Here is an 18,351-nt window from a genome sequence, read left to right as displayed (position 1 = left end):
CTAAAAAGCTTTTACCTTTTACTTTATGACCTCATTTTACTTGAGCAAGCCCTACGAACCACCCCAAGCCCCTCCAAAGCTACCTATAGATGAGCCCTGGGCCCTATTTGGTGGGATTAGCCCAGATCAGTTCATGGCACGCTATTGGCACAAGAAGCCCCTCCTCGTTCGTGGTGCGATTCCGGCATTCGCCCTATCCGCTCAGGCCGGGGAGCCACTGGACAGCCCCATTCCCGCCCAAGAATTACTCAGATTTGCCCATGACGATACGGTTGAATCCCGCCTAGTGAAGTCCAAGCCCTGGAGCTTTAACCATGGGCCATTCCCTAAAAAGGCAATTCCCTCGATTGATAAACCAGATTGGACTTTATTACTCCAGGGGATGGATGCACATCACCCTAATGCCGCAAAAATTCTTTCTTGGTTTCGCTTTATTCCAGATGCTCGCCTTGATGACCTCATGATTAGTATTGCCGGTATTGGCGGCGGCGTTGGCCCCCACTTTGATTCTTACGACGTTTTCCTCATACAAATGTCTGGCAGAAGACAGTGGAAAATTTCAGAGCAAAAAGATTTAAGCCTGAACCCCAATCTCCCATTAAAAATTCTGCAGAACTTTAAAGCAGAGCAAGCATGGGTTCTCGAACCAGGTGACATGCTGTATTTACCTCCACATGTTGCTCATGACGGTATTGCCCTCGATGCGGGCTGCCAAACTTGGTCCGTTGGTTTTCGATCACCTAGCTTTAAGGAGTTGTTACAAGAAGGTTTGTGGCGTCTTGCGGAATCTCTAGAAGATATTCCTGCTCTAGAAAATAAGTTTGCAGACCCCAAGCAAAGGGCTACCGAGGTTGCCGAACAATTACCCGATGAGCTCATTGAACAACTTGCCTTAAAACTCAAGGAGCTCAAGTTAAATCAGATTGAAAGCTTTTTGCCGGGCATCACTGCATATCTTTCAGAGCCCAAACAACAAGCCTTTTTTGACGCCCCTGAAGCCCCCTTGAATCCCAAGGCATTTATAAAGAAATTAATCACCACCAAGCTGATCCCTCAGGCGCAAACCCGGATATTGAGTCTTGGAAAGCAGGTTTATTGCAATGGTGAGCCCATGACCCAGGGGCAGGCTGCGGATATTATTTCGGCCTGGCAGACCCTCTCAGCCAAGAAGGGGCTCAAAGCAAGCAAACTGCAAAATCTTGAAAAATCTAGCCTTTATGAGGCCTACTTAGCTGGATGGGTCATTTTTGAGTCTTGAATACAGACATGGATATAATATTTACTGGAAATTACTTAGGGATAATCCCTTGGTGTTTCCAGAAAACAATTACCGGTAATTGTTGTTAATTTTTTAAAGGAATTTACAAATGAAGAAGTCACTCGTATTCGCTGCTATGTTAGCAATCGCCTTGGCCGCTTGCGGTAAAAAAGAAGAAGCAAAGCCTGTTGAAGCTGCTCCTGCTGCTGCTCCAGCTGCTCCTGCTGCTGAAGCTCCTGCTGCTGCTCCAGCTGCTCCAGCTGCTGACGCTAAGAAGTAATCTTCTTCATGAAGAAAAAAAAGCCGCTGAAGAGCGGCTTTTTTATTTGCTGTTAAAAATAAAACAGCTCGTATTCATTCAAATTACTTCGATAGCTGCTCTGTCAACAAAGTAAGCAACTGGAATCCAGCAGGCGTATTTTCTGGTTTGCCTTCAGCATCTTGAACGTAAACATTGGCAGAGTTTTCGCCAGTGCTCTTCACTACTACCTGATACTTCTTCGCCTTCAAGCTAGAGTCATCTTTACTACTAAAGAAGTTGGTGAGGAATCCTTTGGTATCACCCAAGTCTTTTGGATTAACGTAGCGCACGTAATAAACGCCATTAGAGCGATTACGATCTTCAACAGTAAAGTTAGAGCGATCAAGCGCCAAACCAACATCGCGCCAAGAACGATCAAAGCCGGCACTCAACTCAATAAATGCCTGATTATTTCCTTCTTGCACAAACTTCGCTTTTGGAGTTTTAGGGCCAAGCGGTACTGCAACCATTGCCTTAGCCTGCTCTTGGGTCATGCCCAAACGCTCCATTAGACGAGCTAAAAATGCCGCCTCAAGCTCTGGGTCGTTAGGTCGCGCAGTCCATATTGTGGAGATACAGTTTCCTGTTCCGTCAGTGGTACATTTTTCAATGGCGCCACGCTGCGTAATGTAAATCTCCGTTTCGCCCGGCTTGCTTACTTCAAGACGAGTTTTGTACTTGTCACGCTCGCCTGTGTCATAAATCGTATCTAAAGCACCGCCAATCGTTGAACGAATCCAGTCCTGAGCAATCTTTGCGCGATTCTCGGCCCAATCCGTCTCCATAATGCCGGTTGATGGTGAGTCAACTACTAACAAGAAACCATTCTCTTGCCAAAAGTCTTTTACTTGTGGATAGAGTTCAGGGGCTGGTTTTTCAACAACCAACCAACGACGCTCGCCATCACGTGCAATACGCATGCCGGGGATACCCGTCATCACATTGCTTCTCATTTGCACAGACTTCTTAACGGCAGCATTGTATTCAGACATCGTAGCTGTACCGTCCTGGACGATATAACGACGATCAGCCTGAGCCGTAATTAAATCAGGAGGATATGACAGATTGGGGCCACGCGCAGCACCAGCGCTCTTATAGTCAACGGTGTCATTGCTAGTCACCGACTTGCAAGCAGTTAATGCAGCAGATGCAACGAGCACAAAGGCTAAGATCGATAAATATCGACGGATTAATTGGAGCAAATTCATCATAATAGGTTGGCCTGTTTTAACGCTGCCTTCAAAGGCTCACGCAAGGAATTGCTTAAGGGTGTCAATGGCAAACGAATGCCTGCAGTAATTTTGCCCATCTCATGCAATGCCCATTTAACAGGAATTGGGTTTGCTTCTATGAACATGGCTTTGTGTACTGCGATCAATTGATACTGAATCTCTCGGGTTCTCTTAACGTCATCTGACATTGCTGCAACGCAGAGTTCATGCATTAAACGTGGTGCAATATTGGCTGTAACAGAGATATTTCCTTTGCCACCCATCAGCATCAACATCGCTGCGGTTAGGTCATCACCTGAAAATACCGCGAAGTCCTGATGACCGGCTTGTTTCAAATCATTTATTAATAAGGTCCCGCGCTCTAGACTGCCGGTTGCCTCTTTAATTCCGATGATGCCTGGCACACCTGCTAAACGTACTACGGTCTCACCCGCCAAGTCGGCAACTGTTCTGCCAGGTACGTTGTACAAAATGACTGGAAGATCTACAGACTCAGCAATCTTTTTGAAATGCGCATACATGCCTTCTTGTGTAGGCTTGTTGTAATACGGAACCACTTGCAAACTGGCGTCGGCGCCAACTTGTTTAGCAAACTTAGTTAACTCAATCGCTTCTATGGTTGAGTTACCACCAGTGCCTGCAATCACTGGAATACGTCCAGCAATCTGTTCAACTGTTACGCGAATCAGCTCGCAATGTTCTTCAACTGAAACCGTCGGAGATTCGCCGCTCGTGCCAACAATCACAATCCCGTCGGTACCCTCAGACACGTGCCAATCCAATAAAGCACGCAAGCTAGCAAAATCCAAGCTGCCGTCCTCGAACATCGGGGTCACGATAGCCGGCATGCTGCCAGCGATGGGCTTTTTACTACCTTTGGAATGAGCTGAATTTGTCACCGAATATGCACCGATTTTTTAGCTGTCTTAACCCTGAAATTGTAACGGAATGCGCTGTTTTGGCTCGCCTTTTACAGCACACAGGCGCTGAACCATAGCTGCTTTGGGCTGATCCACATAAATATCCTCATAAGCCAGCACTTTGAGCTGGTGGCGGGAGGCAAATGCCAGCAATTCCCCTGGATTTAGGAGGAAATTAGGGTTGGAAGGTTTGCCAAAATCCCCATTTCCCAGGGCGAAGGTTTCATAGATTAGGACACCCCCTTCTTGCAGCATTTTGGGCAGCTGGTCTAAGTGTGGGCGATATAAGTAGTTAGTTACCACAATGCCGCTGAACTCAGACCCAACGAGAGGCCAATTAGCCTCCTCAAGATTGAGGCGTTTTGAAGTGATGAAGGGATTTTTAAGCAACTCTATTGCTGAGACATCTTGATCGACAGCCAGCACCTGATAGCCGATGCTTGCAAATAATTCAGAGTGACGACCAGATCCACAGGCTAAATCTAAAACTACCCCACCTTGCGGAATGAATGGAGAAAAACGCTTAACCCAAGGTGAGGCGTTCAAAATCACATCATGCGGATTGGGCAAGGTCAATCCTCAATCGTAAGCAAGGCCCATGGCCTCGCGAACTTCGCGCATTGTTTCTTGAGCAACCTTGCGCGCTTTATCGCAGCCATCAGCAATGATGGAGCGCAGCAAGCTCGGATCATCTAAGTATTTTTGTGCGCGCTCAAACATCGGTTGTTGTTCAGCCAAAATTGAATCAATCACAGGCTGCTTACACTCAAGACAACCAATACCTGCTGACTTACAGCCTTTATCAACCCATTGCTTCGTCTCTTCATTGGAATACACGGTATGCAACTGCCATACCGGGCAACGGGCTGGATCACCCGCATCGGTTCTGCGCACGCGAGCAGGATCAGTCGGCATCGTACGAATCTTTTTAATCACATCTTCAGGATTTTCACGAATGCTAATGGTGTTGCCATAAGACTTTGACATTTTCTGACCATCAATGCCGGGCATGCGTGAAGCGGTAGTTAGTAGTGCTTGGGGTTCAGGCAGAATAATTTTGCGAGCACCCTCTAAAAAACCAAAGAGTCTCTCGCGATCAGCCATGGATAGGCTTTGCGCCTCTTGCAATAAGGCCTTAGCTTGCTCCAACGCTTCATCATCGCCCCGCTCCTGAAAAGCAACACGCAATTCCGCATACATCTTGGCGCGCTTGCTTCCGAGCTTCTTAACAGCTTCGAGCGCTTTTTCTTCAAATCCTGATTCACGCCCATATAAATAATTAAAACGACGCGCTACTTCTCGCGTCATTTCTACGTGCGGCACCTGATCTTCACCTACCGGCACAAACTGCGCACGGTACATCAAAATGTCGGCAGCTTGAAGCAACGGGTAACCTAAAAAGCCATAGGTTTGCAGGTCTTTTTCCTTCAGCTTCTCAATTTGATCCTTGTAGGTAGGCACCCGCTCAAGCCAGCCCAATGGCGTTCCCATGGAGAGCAATAAAAAAAGTTCAGCATGTTCAGGCACTTTGCTTTGAATAAACAAAGTTGCTTGATTTGGATCTACGCCAGTTGCCAGCCAATCAATCACCATATCCCATACCGATTGCTCGATTACATCGGGAGTCTCATAGTGAGTAGTTAATGCATGCCAATCGGCCACGAAAAAGAAACAAGGGTATTCGGACTGCAGGCGTACCCAGTTCTTTAAAACGCCGTGGTAGTGACCCAAGTGCAAATTGCCGGTTGGGCGCATGCCAGAGAGAACGCGTTCAGCAAACATCTGTATTCTTTTTCTTAGTGGTTAATTGGATGGGGGGATTAAGGGATTAATGAAAAGCAGACCACACCGGAGTGAGATGATCTGGTAAATGCGGCAAGCTACCTAGATCAATATGACTCTCATTCGGATCATGAAAATCTGAACCGCGGGAAGCCAAAAAGCCATATTGCTGGGCAATCTTTGCAAAAGTTTTGTATTGGTCAGGACTGTGACTGCCAGTGATCACTTCAATGGCCAAGCCGCCAATATCTTTAAAGTGCTTATAGAGCTCATCCATTTGCATCGCATTGAGTCTACTGTAACGACCAGGGTGCGCAATCACGGCTATACCGCCTGCGGACTTAATCCAGCTAACAGCGTCATCCAGTCTGGCCCACTGATGCGGGACATATCCCGGCTTGCCTTCAATTAAATAATTTTTAAATACCTGTTCCGTATTACGGCATACGCCCTGCTCTACCAAGAAACGAGCGAAGTGCGTTCTTGAGATCAATTCATGATTACCGGCAAAATGCAGTGCACCTTCATAGGCACCTGGAATTCCCACCTTAAGTAATTGCTCAGCCATGAGTTGTGCGCGATTCGCACGACCATCACGCGTTTGACGTAAGCCCTCAATAATTCCAAGATGCTCTGCATCAATGCCGAGACCCACAATGTGAATCGTCTCACCCATCCAAGTGACGGAGATTTCCACGCCGCCAAGGTAATCCATTCTTAATGCACTAGCCGCTTCCCTGGCGCGCTTCTGGCCACCCAATTCGTCATGATCGGTCAGCGCCCACAAATGGACGCCATTTGCTTTAGCGCGTTCGGCTAATTCTTCAGGCGTCAAAGTGCCATCAGAAACCACTGAGTGGCAATGCAAGTCGGCATTTAGGGGTGAAAAGCTGCTCATGACCCTATTTTAGGTCAAGCTGGTATCAATTACCCGGCGCGGCGCATCTAGGTAGTCACGAGACTGCATCTCGATCAATCGGGACACGGTTCTTGAGAATTCAGCGGTAATTTGACCCTCAGTGTACAAATCCGGGGCTAGAACCTCGGCGGAAATGATGAGCTTGATCTTATGGTCATAAAGGACGTCAATTAACCAAATAAAGCGACGTGCCTCATTGGTCATTCTGGGGGGCATATAGGGAACCCCGGACAGAATCACCGTATGGAACTGGTTAGCAATCTCCAGATAATCATTTTGCGAGCGCGGGCCGCAACACAATACTTTGAAATCAAACCAAACCACACCGTCAGCCATATGCAAGGGACGTAATTCGCGAGACTCAATATTTAAGACTGGGTTACGAGTCTCTTTTTGATTACCAATCAAGGTTTGAAACATTTGACCGAGCGTTGCTTGTGTTTCTGCATTGACGGGTGTGAGATAGGCCTCCACTTGCGCCATCTGCACGCGGCGGTAATCATTGCCAGCATCCACATTCAAAACGTCAAGCTTTTCTTCTAGCAACTTAATCGCTGGTATCAACCTATCGCGATGTAAGCCATTTGGATAAAGCTGGTCTGGACGATAGTTCGAGGTCATCACAAATTGCACACGGTCAGCAAAAAGTGCATTGAGTAAGCGATACAAAATCATCGCATCAGCAATATCATTGATATGAAACTCGTCAAAACAAATTAAACGATAGCGCTTAGAAATACGCTTAGCTAGCTCATCGAGCGGATCTGACATCCCAGAGAGCTCATGCAATTCACGATGCACTTCTCGCATGAACTCATGAAAGTGAATGCGAATTTTCTTTTCTAATGGTGAGGCTGCATAAAAGCAGTCCATCAAGAAAGACTTGCCACGACCTACCCCGCCCCATAAGTAAATACCGCGTGGGAGCGTTGGCTTGAAAATCTTTTTCTTGAGGGTGTTGCTGCGGATTTCTTTATAGGCAATCCACTCGTCTTCGCACTCCTGAAGACGCTCTACAGCACGAAGCTGCGCGGGATCACTTTGATACCCGCGCGCCTTTAACTCTTGCTGGTAAAACTCAATGGTTTTCAATTACATATTTAATGCACGCGAGTCTGTCGCCAACGCTGCTTCGCGCATCACTTCAGACAAACTTGGATGTGCATGACAGATACGAGCAATATCTTCTGCTGCTGCTTTAAATTCCATTGCAACTGCTGCTTCGGCAATGAGGTCAGAAGCATTTGCGCCAATGATGTGTACACCCAGAATCTCATCTGTCTTAGCATCAGCTAATACCTTGATGAAACCATCAGCACGACCCATACCTAATGCACGGCCGTTAGCAGCAAATGGGAACTGTCCTGCTTTATAAGCAACACCTGCCTCTTTAAGGGCTTGTTCTGTTTTACCAACCCAAGCAATTTCAGGATCGGTATAGATAACCCAAGGAATGCAGTTGTAATCGATGTGTGGTTTTTGGCCAGCAATCACTTCAGCAACCAAGACGCCTTCGTCTTCTGCTTTGTGCGCCAACATCGGTCCGCGAACCACGTCACCAACAGCGTAAACGCCAGGCGCAGCAGTTGCACAAGTATGGTCATCAATTGGAATGAAACCACGCTCATCTACCTTGAGGCCAATCTTGTCTAAACCCAATTTATCGGTGTTTGGTACACGGCCAACAGAAACAATTAAGCGGTCGCATTCCAACTTAGCAGCTTTTCCAGCGCTATCAGTGTAATTAACCACTACACCCTTCTTGTCAGCTTTGACATCGCCGATCTTCACGCCAGTATGAATGTCCAAACCTTGTTTAGCAAAGAGCTTTTGGGCTTCTTTAGCAATACCAATATCGCAAGCACCCAAGAATGAAGGCATAGCTTCGAGCACAGTCACTTCAGCACCGAGACGGCGCCAAACTGAGCCTAGCTCTAAGCCAATCACGCCAGCACCAATCACACCTAATTTCTTAGGAGCAGAATCAAACTTCAAGGCGCCTTCGTTATCGCAGATCAATACGTTATCTACAGCGATACCTGGAAGATGACGTGCCTTAGAGCCAGTTGCAATGATGACATTCTTGCCGGTAACCGTTTCTTTGTCTTTGCCATCAATTTTGATTTGATAGCCATCAGCGCCCTTGCCTTCAAATGAAGCATGGCCTTTTAACAAAGTGATTTTATTCTTGCGGAACAAGTACTGAATTCCACCAGTCATTTTGGTAACGATGTCATCTTTACGAGCGATCATCTTCTTAGAGTCGATGCTCACAGAGCCAACTTTAATGCCATGATCAGCAGCATAATGATTGATCTTCTCAAATTCTTCAGAAGACGCTAACAGTGCTTTAGAAGGAATACAGCCAACGTTCAAGCAAGTACCGCCTAAACGTGGCTCGCCCTTAGGATCGTCATAAGAACTTGATTCAGCGCAGGCAACTTTGAAACCGAGTTGCGCTGCACGGATTGCGGCGATGTAGCCACCAGGGCCACCACCAATTACTACTACATCAAAAGCTTGGCTCATGATCTTCCCTTCTTACAAATCAAGGAGAAGACGTGAAGGATCTTCCAACGCATCCTTCATCGCAACCAAACCAAGCACAGCCTCACGGCCGTCAATGATGCGGTGATCGTATGACAAAGCGAGGTAGTTAATTGGGCGAACCACTACTTGACCGTTTTCAACTACAGCACGGTCTTTAGTAGCGTGGATACCCAAAATAGCAGATTGTGGTGGGTTGATGATTGGTGTTGAGAGCATGGAGCCGAATACACCACCGTTAGAGATGGAGAATGTACCGCCAGTCAACTCTTCAATCGATAGTTTTCCATCACGCGCCTTAGCGCCAAACTCAGCAATCTTCTTCTCGATGTCAGCCAAGTTCATTTGGTCAACGTCACGCAAAATTGGAACCACCAAACCACGTGGTGAGCTCACTGCGATACCGATATCAAAGTAACCGTGGTAAACAATGTCATTACCATCAACAGAAGCATTCAAGAGTGGGAATTTCTTCAAAGCGTGTGTCGCTGCCTTAACAAAGAAAGACATAAAGCCTAACTTCACACCATGAGTCTTTTCAAACTGATCTTTATATTTGTTACGCAAAGCAATGACTGGGCCCATGTTGACTTCGTTGAAGGTAGTCAAGATGGCGTTGTTTGCTTGGGACTCGAGCAAACGTTCAGCAATACGGGCACGCAAGCGGCTCATTGGCACGCGCTCTTCTGGGCGATCGCCAGTTGGAATTGGTGCGCTTGGCAATGCAGCAGACTTAGTGCCACCAGCAGAAGCATTTAATGCGTCGCCTTTAGTAATGCGGCCATCACGTCCAGAACCAGCAACTTGTCCAGCGTCGACACCCTTCTCTGCCAGAATTTTTGCAGCTGAAGGAGCGGCGGCTGCGCCAGCCTTAGCAGCAGGTGCTGCAGCTTTTGCTGGAGCGGCGGCAGGAGCAGCAGCGGCTGGCGCAGGTGCTGCAGCAGCGGGAGCGGCAGCTGCAACAGCAGTGCTATCAATCTTTGCAATCAACTGCTCAGCAATAACAGTACCGCCATCAGCGACAACGATTTCTGTCAAAACACCAGCGGAAGGCGCTGGAACTTCGAGCACCACTTTATCTGTTTCGATTTCGATCAAGATCTCGTCTTGACCTACAGCATCACCAACCTTCTTTTTCCATTGCAACAAAGTTGCTTCAGCAACTGACTCTGAGAGTTGTGGAACTTTAACTTCGAAAATAGCCATGATTAATCCTGTTTATATGTATGTGTGTATGTTCAATTATGAAAAACGATTATTTCGTGATCACGTAACCTTTGAGTTTGGCAAACGCCGCATTCAATAAAGACTTCTGCTGTTCCTGGTGGAGATGGGCATATCCACAAGCTGGTGATGCTGATGCAGGACGGCCTGCATAGCCCAACTTCATGCCATCAGACATATTCTCCAAGATGTTGTGCTGTACAAAGAACCAAGCACCTTGGTTTTGCGGCTCATCTTGACACCACACGATGTCCTCCAACTTCGGATATTTCTTCAGCTCAGCAGTCAATGCTTTGTGCGGGAATGGATACAACTGCTCCAAGCGAATAATGGCAACATCACCAATCTTCTTCTCGGCGCGCTGTTTAACCAAGTCGTAATAGACCTTGCCAGAGCACATGACTAAACGAGTAACCTGCTTTGCATCAATAGAGTCGTCACGCTCACCCAAAATAGTCTGGAACCCACCTTTTGTGAATTCAGATAAAGGTGATGCAGCTTCTTTATTTCGCAATAGAGATTTTGGAGTCATCAAGATCAGCGGCTTGCGGAACTGACGAATCATCTGGCGACGCAGTACATGGAAGATTTGCGACGCAGTAGTTGGCTGAATCACTTGCATATTGGTGTCAGCACACAACTGCATGAAACGCTCAAGACGTGCAGAGGAATGCTCTGGGCCCTGACCTTCATAACCATGCGGCAACATCATGACCAAGCCATTAGCGCGGCCCCACTTCACTTCACCAGAGGCGATGAACTGGTCAATCACGACTTGAGCGCCGTTAGCAAAGTCACCGAACTGGGCTTCCCAAATAGTTAAGGTATTTGGCTCTGCAGCAGCATAGCCGTATTCAAAACCAAGCACCGCCTCTTCAGAAAGAATCGAGTCAATCACTACAAATGGCGCTTGATCTTTAGTGACATGCTGAAGCGCGATATAAGTACCGGTATCCCACTTCTCGCGATTTTGCTCATGCAATACCGCATGACGGTGAGTAAAGGTACCACGTCCGCTATCTTCGCCAGATAAACGCACTGGATAGCCGCTAGCAACCAGAGATGCAAAAGCCATATGCTCGCCCATACCCCAGTCAACATTAATTTCACCACGGCCCATAGCTGCACGGTCATTGAATACCTTTGCAACCAACGGATGTGCCTTGAAGCCCTCAGGAATAGTTGAAATCTTCTCAGCCAAGCGCTTCCACTCAGTTAAGGGGATCGCTGTATCAGACTCATCGGTCCATTTCTTATTGAGGAACGGAGACCAATCGACTGCAAACTTACCTTTGAAGTTACTCAAGACCGGATCGGAAGTCTGCTTACCTTCGTCCATTGCAGCGCGATACTCTTTAACCATCAGGTCACCAGTACCTGCCGGCAACACACCTTGCGCTTCTAATCTGTCGGCATAAACCTTACGCGTTCCAGGATGCGCAGCAATGATTTTGTACATCAATGGCTGAGTCATTGCAGGCGTATCTTGCTCATTGTGGCCAAGCTTACGGAAGCAAATGATGTCAATCGCAACATCCTTATGAAACTTCATGCGGAATTCGAGAGCTAACTTTGTAGCTAAAACTACCGCCTCAGGATCATCGCCATTTACGTGCAATACAGGGGCATCAACAATCTTCATGATGTCCGTGCAATACAAGCTAGAACGCAAGTCACGTGGATCAGAAGTTGTGAAACCAATTTGGTTGTTAATAACGATGTGGACTGTACCGCCGGTGGAATAACCACGAACCTCAGACATCGCCAATGTTTCTTGCATCACGCCCTGACCTGCAATCGCAGCATCGCCGTGAACCAAGACTGGCATGACTTGCTCGCCCAACATGTCACCGCGACGCTCCATACGAGCACGTGCAGAACCTTCAACTACTGGGTTTACGATTTCTAGATGGGATGGGTTAAATGCCAATGACAAGTGAACCGGACCGCCAGGAGTAGAAATATCGCTTGAGAAACCTTGGTGATACTTCACGTCACCCGCAGGCAATGTTTCAGGGCCTTTATGCTCAAACTCAGCAAACAAGTCTTTAGGCATTTTGCCCAAGGTGTTTACCAATACGTTGAGACGACCACGGTGGGCCATACCAATAACGATCTCTTGAACACCTTTATTACCTGCATCACGAATCAACTCGTCCATACAAGCAATAAAGCTCTCACCACCCTCTAGGGAGAAGCGCTTCTGACCCACATACTTAGCCTGAAGGTAACGCTCTAGGCCTTCAGCAGCTGTAACGCGATCCAAAATTTGACGCTTCTCGTCCACATTAAATTGTGGGGTTGAGCGAATGGACTCTAATTTTTCTTGCCACCACTTCTTAATCTTTTGGTCGGCAATAAACATAAACTCGACACCAATCGTGCCGCAGTATGTCTCGCGCAATGCTTGGAGCAAATCGCGCAAGGACATTTCATTTCTACCGAAGAATGTATTGCTAGTATTGAAGACGATATCCATATCGCCATCAGTGAAGCCATAGAAAGCGGGATCTAACTCAGGAATGTCCTGGCGCTCCGTCCGCTTTAATGGATCTAAATTTGCCCAGCGATTGCCGACGTTACGATACGCGGCAATTAACTGCTGAACAGCAACGCGTTTGCGGCCCATCTTTGAGTCAGCTGAATCAGAAATCGTTCTGATGGGGCCCTGCTTAGCGCGCTCAGCAAATGAAGCAACAATCGGTCCGTGGGCAATGTCAGTTCGAGATGAACCATCGACCGCTGGAACCTGTTTCACGTTATCAAAATAATCTCGCCAATGATCAGCTACTGAAGCTGGATCGTGCAAGTAAGATTCGTAGAGTTCCTCTACATAGGGTGCGTTTCCGCCGAAGAGATAGGAGTTATCTCTTTGATCCTGCATCATGATGCTCACCTTTCATCGGGTTTCCCGAATAAAAACTGTGGTTAAAACCATTCGTTACGCGGCTCTACCGCTTGGCGAATTGATCTGTGCGAATACTGGTAGTACAGGTGTAATTTAACACGAATAGCCACAGATACATAAAGGGCTTTCCCTGATTTCATGGGATTTGGGGGGTATTCACCAATAAACGAGATTAATAAGAAGTTTCCTACCCCGCTTTAAAGGATTACCGACAGATTCAAATGATTTTGATTTTTATTCTCTAAATCTTCAAATAATTAAATGAAATTAAGGGAAATATGAAATCGATTACCCCAGAAACGGAATACCTGAGTACACGTCAGAGCGCCAAGATTTTGCAGGTTTCCCTTGGCACCGTCCAGAAAATGGTTGAACTAGGCGAACTCATCGCCTGGAAAACCCGTGGTGGCCACAGGAGAATACTGGCCAGCTCATTAGAGCAACAGTTACTACGTCGAAAAAGGGCCATGCGGCAAAAAACCACACAAAATTGTGTGGCCATGGGCATATTTCGAAGATCTGAGAATGGCCATGAATTATTAGAGTCAATTGCTGATTGGCAACTCAAAGTAGACATGGAAATGGCAGTCGATAGTCTAGAGGGCCTTATGAAGGCAGTCTCAATAGCTCCCGACTTAATATTTTTGGATGCCCTCATCCCGCCCGTTGAGCAAGTGCACTTAATCCATTATTTGAGTAAAAACAAGGACACACAGCGTATACCTATTCTAGTAGATGAAGGTTTTATTAAGCTCCACCCTGGTGTGGTTGCTTTAGCGGATGAAAACTCAGGCGGCAAGCTGCCCTTAAGCGAAAACATCAAACAAGAGCTAGAAAACGGTTTAATTGACCTTAATCCACTCATTATTGGGTATCCCGCCACCAATCCTGAAGCCGAGGATGGCTGGCTCATGGATCAAGGCATGGTCTGCTGGAGCCCCTATTTGTGGAAGCACTTGCCAGAAAGTGTGCCTAGAGCCCCATTCGAAGTTGGGAATATAAAAGGCCGCTAGTTGCGGCCTTTTTACTAAAACTCAATTAAATCAAGGATTTAGATTAAATAGCTACTACGATCTCTGCCCTCAATCCACTTAGGCGCTTTACCGCGTCCAGTCCAGGTCTCGCCTGTGGATGGATTGCGGTATTTAGGGGCTACCTTACCGCCAGCACTCTTTCCGCCGGCTTTACGGCTGAATAAGTCCGATGCAGTTAACCCGTATTGCTCAATAATCACCTTTGCCTTAGCGATACCATCTGCTTTTTCGTTGGCAATTGCTTCTTTAATCTGTTTATCCAACTGCTCGCGTTGGGCTAAAAGCTCTTTATAAGAAGTCATCTTATTTTTAATCTCCGAATAATGGGTTATTTATACGGTATATATAAGCCGTATTAGATGGTCATTATATATAAACTAATAAAACAGACAATATATTATTCGGATGATTAACCTATATTTATTAGCATTAAATAATTAAGGGTTAATAAAAGACATAATCTTTATAAATACTATATTTAATTAAGATACCTTAGATTGTCTGAGCATAAAGGTGCCGCTTGATTTAGCAGTTATCTCCCCTGCCTCATTCAAAACAATCGCTTCACAGTAATTAATCGTTTTGCCCGGCTTCAAGATAGTGCCCTCAACCACGATTTTGCCGATACTAGGGCGCAGAAAGCTCACCGACATATCAATGGTCATAGCACCCAAGGGCACATCTGAAGTACTTCTTGCTGCCGCACCCATCGCAAAATCCAATAGAGTCATGATGACGCCACCGTGAGCGATACCAAAGCTATTCTCGTATTCGGGCTTCAGATCTAAGCTAATTCTGGACTTGCCATCTTTTGCATACTCGGGAACCACACCTAAATGAGCCAAAAATGGAATTTTGAGACCAAAATATTCAGTGGATTTTTGAGTGCTTGTCATGGAAATATTGCTTATAGGGAGTAAAAAGAAAATGAATGGTCGGGGCGAGAGGATTTGAACCTCCGACCACATGCACCCCATGCATGTACGCTACCAGGCTGCGCTACGCCCCGACGAAAGACAAAATTGTAGCAGTAACTATTTAGAGAGAATCTGCAGGACCGCTTGCAATTCTTCACGTAGACGGAGATCGCCGCGAGCCTCTTCGAGACGATTGCGTGCTCCGCTGATCGTAAAGCCCTCTTCATAGAGGAGAGAGCGAATCTTTCTGATCAAGACCACTTCATGATGCTGGTAGTAACGACGGTTACCACGGCGCTTCTGAGGGCTAAGCTGAGAAAATTCTTGTTCCCAATAACGTAGTACGTGAGAACGCACGCCACAAAGATCAGCTACCTCACCGATGGTGAAGTAGCGCTTAGCAGGTATTGGGGGAAGTTGAGAGCTCAGCAGTACTGAGCTGGCATCAAACTCGGTTTTCTCGAGCATGTGACTCCACTACATCTTTAAGCTTTTGACTTGCGTGAAAAGTAACAACGCGTCTAGCAGCAATCGGAATCATCTGACCTGTCTTTGGATTTCGGCCAGGACGAGCCGATTTATTGCGCAACTGGAAATTACCAAAACCAGAAATCTTGACCTCTACACCTGCCTCGAGAGATTGACCAATGCGATCAAAGAAAGCATCAATCATGTCTTTCGCTTCACGCTTATTCAATCCAACTTGATCAAAAAGAGCTTCAGATAGCTCATTCTTAGTAACGGTATCGTTAGAAATCAATTCAGTCATTGCTTGTCTCTTTGGTAACTAATTATTTATTTGATTTGTGCCTAATATTAAACCTAGCGCAAACGGGCTGCGCACTTTTTCTCTACGGCACCCAATAAAGCGGCCATTACTGCATCAATTTGGGGATCCTGCAATGTTTCATTAGGGTTTAACAGGGTGACACGGAACGCCAAACTTTTCTCATCATCCGCCATGCTGCTCGAACCAGCCTTAGGCTTGAACTCATCAAATAATTCAATATTACGCACAAAGTTTTGCTTGCTAGCTGTCATAGCATCCAAAAGCGCTTGGGCAGAAACACTTTGCTTGACTACCAGAGCCAAATCACGCTGCACAGCGGGGAATTTACTCAACTCCTCGGGTACAGGTAAGCCTAGTTCACGAATTGGATCTAAATCCAACTCAAAAAGCACTGGCGCTTGAGGTAACTCGTAAGCTTGCTGCAAGCCGGGGTGTAATTCTCCGATATATCCTACTTCAATGCGACTCTTGGCTGTAGTCAAGAATATCTTCGCACTGCGACCCGGATGCAAAGCGGGATGTTGCGCAGCTTCAGTGATGAAATGCAGCGGATCTAAAACACGCTCAAGATCACCCTTCACATCAAAGAAATCAACTGCACGTGTTGTATTAGCCCATTGCTCAGGCACAAATGAGCCATAAGCTAAGCCACCTATTTTTTGTGGTTGATGAAATCCAGCTACCTTGCCAGCTTCTTCTTGAATAGTAGCGTCACGCTTAAATACGCGACCAGTCTCAAACAGACGTACACGCCCTGCTCCGCGGTTCAAATTGGCCTTCAGGTTGCCTAGCAAGCCACCCCACAATGTGCTGCGCATGACGCCGTACTGATTTGCAATCGGATTAAGAACCTTAATCAAGTCTTGCTCTTGTGCGCCAGCAAGACGCTGCTCGCTTTCAAGATCTGTAAAGCCAAAGTTCACCGCCTCTTGATAACCCTGAAGAGCCAAACGCTGACGCAATAAATGAACACCGCGTTTTGCCTCTGGTTTAGCACTCATCTTCAACGAGGCTACCGGTGGTTGATCAGGAATATTTTCGAAGCCATACATACGGGCGACTTCTTCAATTAAATCTTCTTCGATTTCAATATCAAAACGATAGCTTGGAGGAGTAACGATAAATGCATCACCCTCTTGCTTAAACTCAAAACCAAGACGCTTAAATACATCAGCAACCACTTCACTAGTGAGTGGAATACCAATGACTTTTTCAGCTCTAGCCAAACGCATCTTGACCGGCTTACGCTCAGGAATATTCAATACTTGATCATCTACCGGACCAGCCTGACCACCGCAAACCTCAATAATTAAGGCGCTGAGATACTCCAAGCAATTAACCGTGTTTTGTGGATCTACGCCACGCTCAAAACGATGTGCTGCATCAGTGCTGAAGTTAAAGCGACGGGCACGGCCCTGAATTGCTGATGGCAACCAATAGGCAGCCTCAACATAGATATTCTTGGTGTCATCAGACACAGCGCAGTGATTACCACCCATGATGCCTGCAAGTGCTACTGGACCATTTTGATCGGCCACTACACCTGCGTCTTGCAACTTGCCTGCAGAGTCTGGACCCTGCAAAGTTACTGTCTGACCATTTAAAAGCTCAAGAGTTTCGCCAGCTTTAGCCCAACGAACGGTGATATCGCCATTTAACTTGTCAATATCAAATACATGGGTTGGCTGACCCATCTCTAACATCACATAGTTAGAAAGGTCTACTAATGCAGAAATACTTCTTTGACCGGCGCGCGATAAACGCTGCACAATCCAGTCGGGTGTTTTTGCTTGTGGATTTACACCACGAATTACTCGACCCGCAAAGCGACCACAAAGTTCTTTATTTTCTACAGTAACTTTGCGCTTATCGTCGATGGATACTGCTGGCGGAGTCCACTTTGGCGCGCAGAGTGCCGCACCAGTAATCGCTGAAACTTCTCTTGCCATACCCATCAATGAGAGGCAATCTGCTTTATTGGGAGTTAACTTAATAACAAAGATTTGATCATCGAGATTGAGATATTCACGAATATCTTTTCCAACTGGCGCATCCGCAGGCAACTCTAAGATGCCCTCATGATCATCGCCCAAACCAAGCTCACGACCAGAGCACAACATCCCTTGGCTCTCAACGCCACGTAGCTTGCCAACCTTGATCATGAAAGGCTTGCCGCCCGCTTCAGCAGGAGGCAATTCAGCACCAACCATAGCGCATGGAATCTTGATACCAGCACGTGCATTAGGCGCACCGCAAACAATTTGTAATTCTTGTCCAGTACCAGCATCTACTTTACAAACACGTAAACGATCTGCATCTGGATGTTGCTCAGCAGACAAAATCTGCGCAATCACAATCTTGGTAAATGCAGGCGCTACTGAATGCTGCTCTTCAACCTCTAAACCAGCCATCGTCATCGCGTGACCCAAAGCATCGCTGTCTAGCGATGGGTTCACATACTGACGGAGCCAAGATTCTGAAAATTGCATAGCGCGATCTAAGAGTAAGTAGTAGTAATG

Annotated in this window: 17 protein-coding genes and 1 tRNA gene; 3 read left to right on the top strand and 15 right to left on the bottom strand. The window is 46.6% G+C overall.

The features are described 5' to 3' along the window. The first annotated feature begins 25 nt into the window (after positions 1-25). Together AOC21_RS04335 and AOC21_RS04330 are read left to right on the top strand one after the other, a co-directional pair. Entirely contained in the window at positions 26-1,258 is a 1,233-nt protein-coding gene (locus AOC21_RS04335; RefSeq protein ID WP_215392540.1) for a cupin domain-containing protein, read from the top strand. Between the two features lie 109 nt (positions 1,259-1,367). Continuing rightward, positions 1,368-1,538 (top strand): hypothetical protein, encoded by a 171-nt coding sequence (locus tag AOC21_RS04330; protein WP_215392539.1) that lies wholly within the window; start codon positions 1,368-1,370, stop codon positions 1,536-1,538. A gap of 83 nt (positions 1,539-1,621) precedes the next feature. On the opposite strand, the gene bamC is transcribed toward AOC21_RS04330, so the two are convergent. From bamC to AOC21_RS04285, 9 genes are all read right to left on the bottom strand, one after another. Further along, on the bottom strand, positions 1,622-2,770 hold the full coding sequence (gene bamC, locus AOC21_RS04325; protein WP_215392538.1) for an outer membrane protein assembly factor BamC: 1,149 nt from the start codon (positions 2,768-2,770) through the stop codon (positions 1,622-1,624). Then, a complete protein-coding gene (gene dapA / locus AOC21_RS04320) occupies positions 2,767-3,639 on the bottom strand; it encodes a 4-hydroxy-tetrahydrodipicolinate synthase (protein ID WP_215392753.1) in 873 nt (290 codons plus the stop codon). The genes bamC and dapA overlap by 4 nt, the downstream gene beginning before the upstream one ends. 78 nt (positions 3,640-3,717) lie before the next feature. Further along, entirely contained in the window at positions 3,718-4,281 is a 564-nt protein-coding gene (locus tag AOC21_RS04315) for a bifunctional 2-polyprenyl-6-hydroxyphenol methylase/3-demethylubiquinol 3-O-methyltransferase UbiG (protein ID WP_251371575.1), read from the bottom strand. Between the two features lie 9 nt (positions 4,282-4,290). Next, positions 4,291-5,493: a tryptophan--tRNA ligase gene (locus AOC21_RS04310; RefSeq protein ID WP_215392537.1), complete on the bottom strand. Its 1,203-nt coding sequence runs from the start codon at positions 5,491-5,493 to the stop codon at positions 4,291-4,293. 46 nt (positions 5,494-5,539) lie between these two features. Continuing rightward, the gene (locus tag AOC21_RS04305) at positions 5,540-6,391 is read right to left on the bottom strand and encodes a 3',5'-nucleoside bisphosphate phosphatase (protein ID WP_215392536.1); all 852 of its coding nucleotides are present in this window, start codon (positions 6,389-6,391) and stop codon (positions 5,540-5,542) included. A 9-nt stretch (positions 6,392-6,400) separates the two neighbouring features. Then, positions 6,401-7,504 carry a cell division protein ZapE gene (gene zapE, locus AOC21_RS04300; RefSeq protein ID WP_215392535.1) on the bottom strand — a complete coding sequence of 368 codons (1,104 nt, stop codon included), beginning with the start codon at positions 7,502-7,504 and terminating at the stop codon, positions 6,401-6,403. Beyond that, complete coding sequence (lpdA, locus tag AOC21_RS04295; RefSeq protein WP_215392534.1) at positions 7,505-8,941, bottom strand: dihydrolipoyl dehydrogenase; 1,437 nt, start codon at positions 8,939-8,941, stop codon at positions 7,505-7,507. A 12-nt stretch (positions 8,942-8,953) separates the two neighbouring features. Continuing rightward, positions 8,954-10,165, bottom strand: a complete 1,212-nt coding sequence (gene odhB, locus AOC21_RS04290) for a 2-oxoglutarate dehydrogenase complex dihydrolipoyllysine-residue succinyltransferase (protein WP_215392533.1) — start codon at positions 10,163-10,165, stop codon at positions 8,954-8,956. Positions 10,166-10,214: 49 nt separating this feature from the next. Beyond that, positions 10,215-13,070, bottom strand: coding sequence for a 2-oxoglutarate dehydrogenase E1 component (locus AOC21_RS04285; RefSeq protein WP_215392532.1), 2,856 nt, complete (start codon positions 13,068-13,070; stop codon positions 10,215-10,217). A 299-nt stretch (positions 13,071-13,369) separates the two neighbouring features. Here AOC21_RS04285 and AOC21_RS04280 point away from each other — a divergent pair, with 299 nt between their 5' ends. Continuing rightward, positions 13,370-14,104, top strand: coding sequence for a helix-turn-helix domain-containing protein (locus AOC21_RS04280; protein ID WP_215392531.1), 735 nt, complete (start codon positions 13,370-13,372; stop codon positions 14,102-14,104). A 38-nt stretch (positions 14,105-14,142) separates the two neighbouring features. Here AOC21_RS04280 and AOC21_RS04275 read toward each other — a convergent pair whose 3' ends face one another. The 6 genes from AOC21_RS04275 to pheT form a co-directional block, all read right to left on the bottom strand. Next, entirely contained in the window at positions 14,143-14,427 is a 285-nt protein-coding gene (locus AOC21_RS04275; protein ID WP_215392530.1) for an H-NS family nucleoid-associated regulatory protein, read from the bottom strand. A gap of 180 nt (positions 14,428-14,607) precedes the next feature. Further along, a complete protein-coding gene (locus AOC21_RS04270) occupies positions 14,608-15,021 on the bottom strand; it encodes a PaaI family thioesterase (RefSeq protein WP_215392529.1) in 414 nt (137 codons plus the stop codon). Positions 15,022-15,057: 36 nt separating this feature from the next. Next, positions 15,058-15,134 (bottom strand) — tRNA-Pro (locus tag AOC21_RS04265). 25 nt (positions 15,135-15,159) lie between these two features. Beyond that, positions 15,160-15,510, bottom strand: coding sequence for a MerR family transcriptional regulator (locus tag AOC21_RS04260; protein ID WP_215349475.1), 351 nt, complete (start codon positions 15,508-15,510; stop codon positions 15,160-15,162). Continuing rightward, a complete protein-coding gene (locus AOC21_RS04255; RefSeq protein WP_215392528.1) occupies positions 15,488-15,811 on the bottom strand; it encodes an integration host factor subunit alpha in 324 nt (107 codons plus the stop codon). The genes AOC21_RS04260 and AOC21_RS04255 overlap by 23 nt, the downstream gene beginning before the upstream one ends. Positions 15,812-15,864: 53 nt before the next feature. After that, positions 15,865-18,321 carry a phenylalanine--tRNA ligase subunit beta gene (gene pheT / locus AOC21_RS04250; RefSeq protein ID WP_215392527.1) on the bottom strand — a complete coding sequence of 819 codons (2,457 nt, stop codon included), beginning with the start codon at positions 18,319-18,321 and terminating at the stop codon, positions 15,865-15,867. Positions 18,322-18,351: the final 30 nt, after the last annotated feature.

This window comes from Polynucleobacter sp. VK25 (assembly GCF_018687355.1).
In the GTDB taxonomy this organism is placed as follows: domain Bacteria; phylum Pseudomonadota; class Gammaproteobacteria; order Burkholderiales; family Burkholderiaceae; genus Polynucleobacter.
The sequence above is the reverse complement of the archived record's forward strand: the minus strand, read 5'-3'. Positions and strand labels throughout refer to the sequence as shown.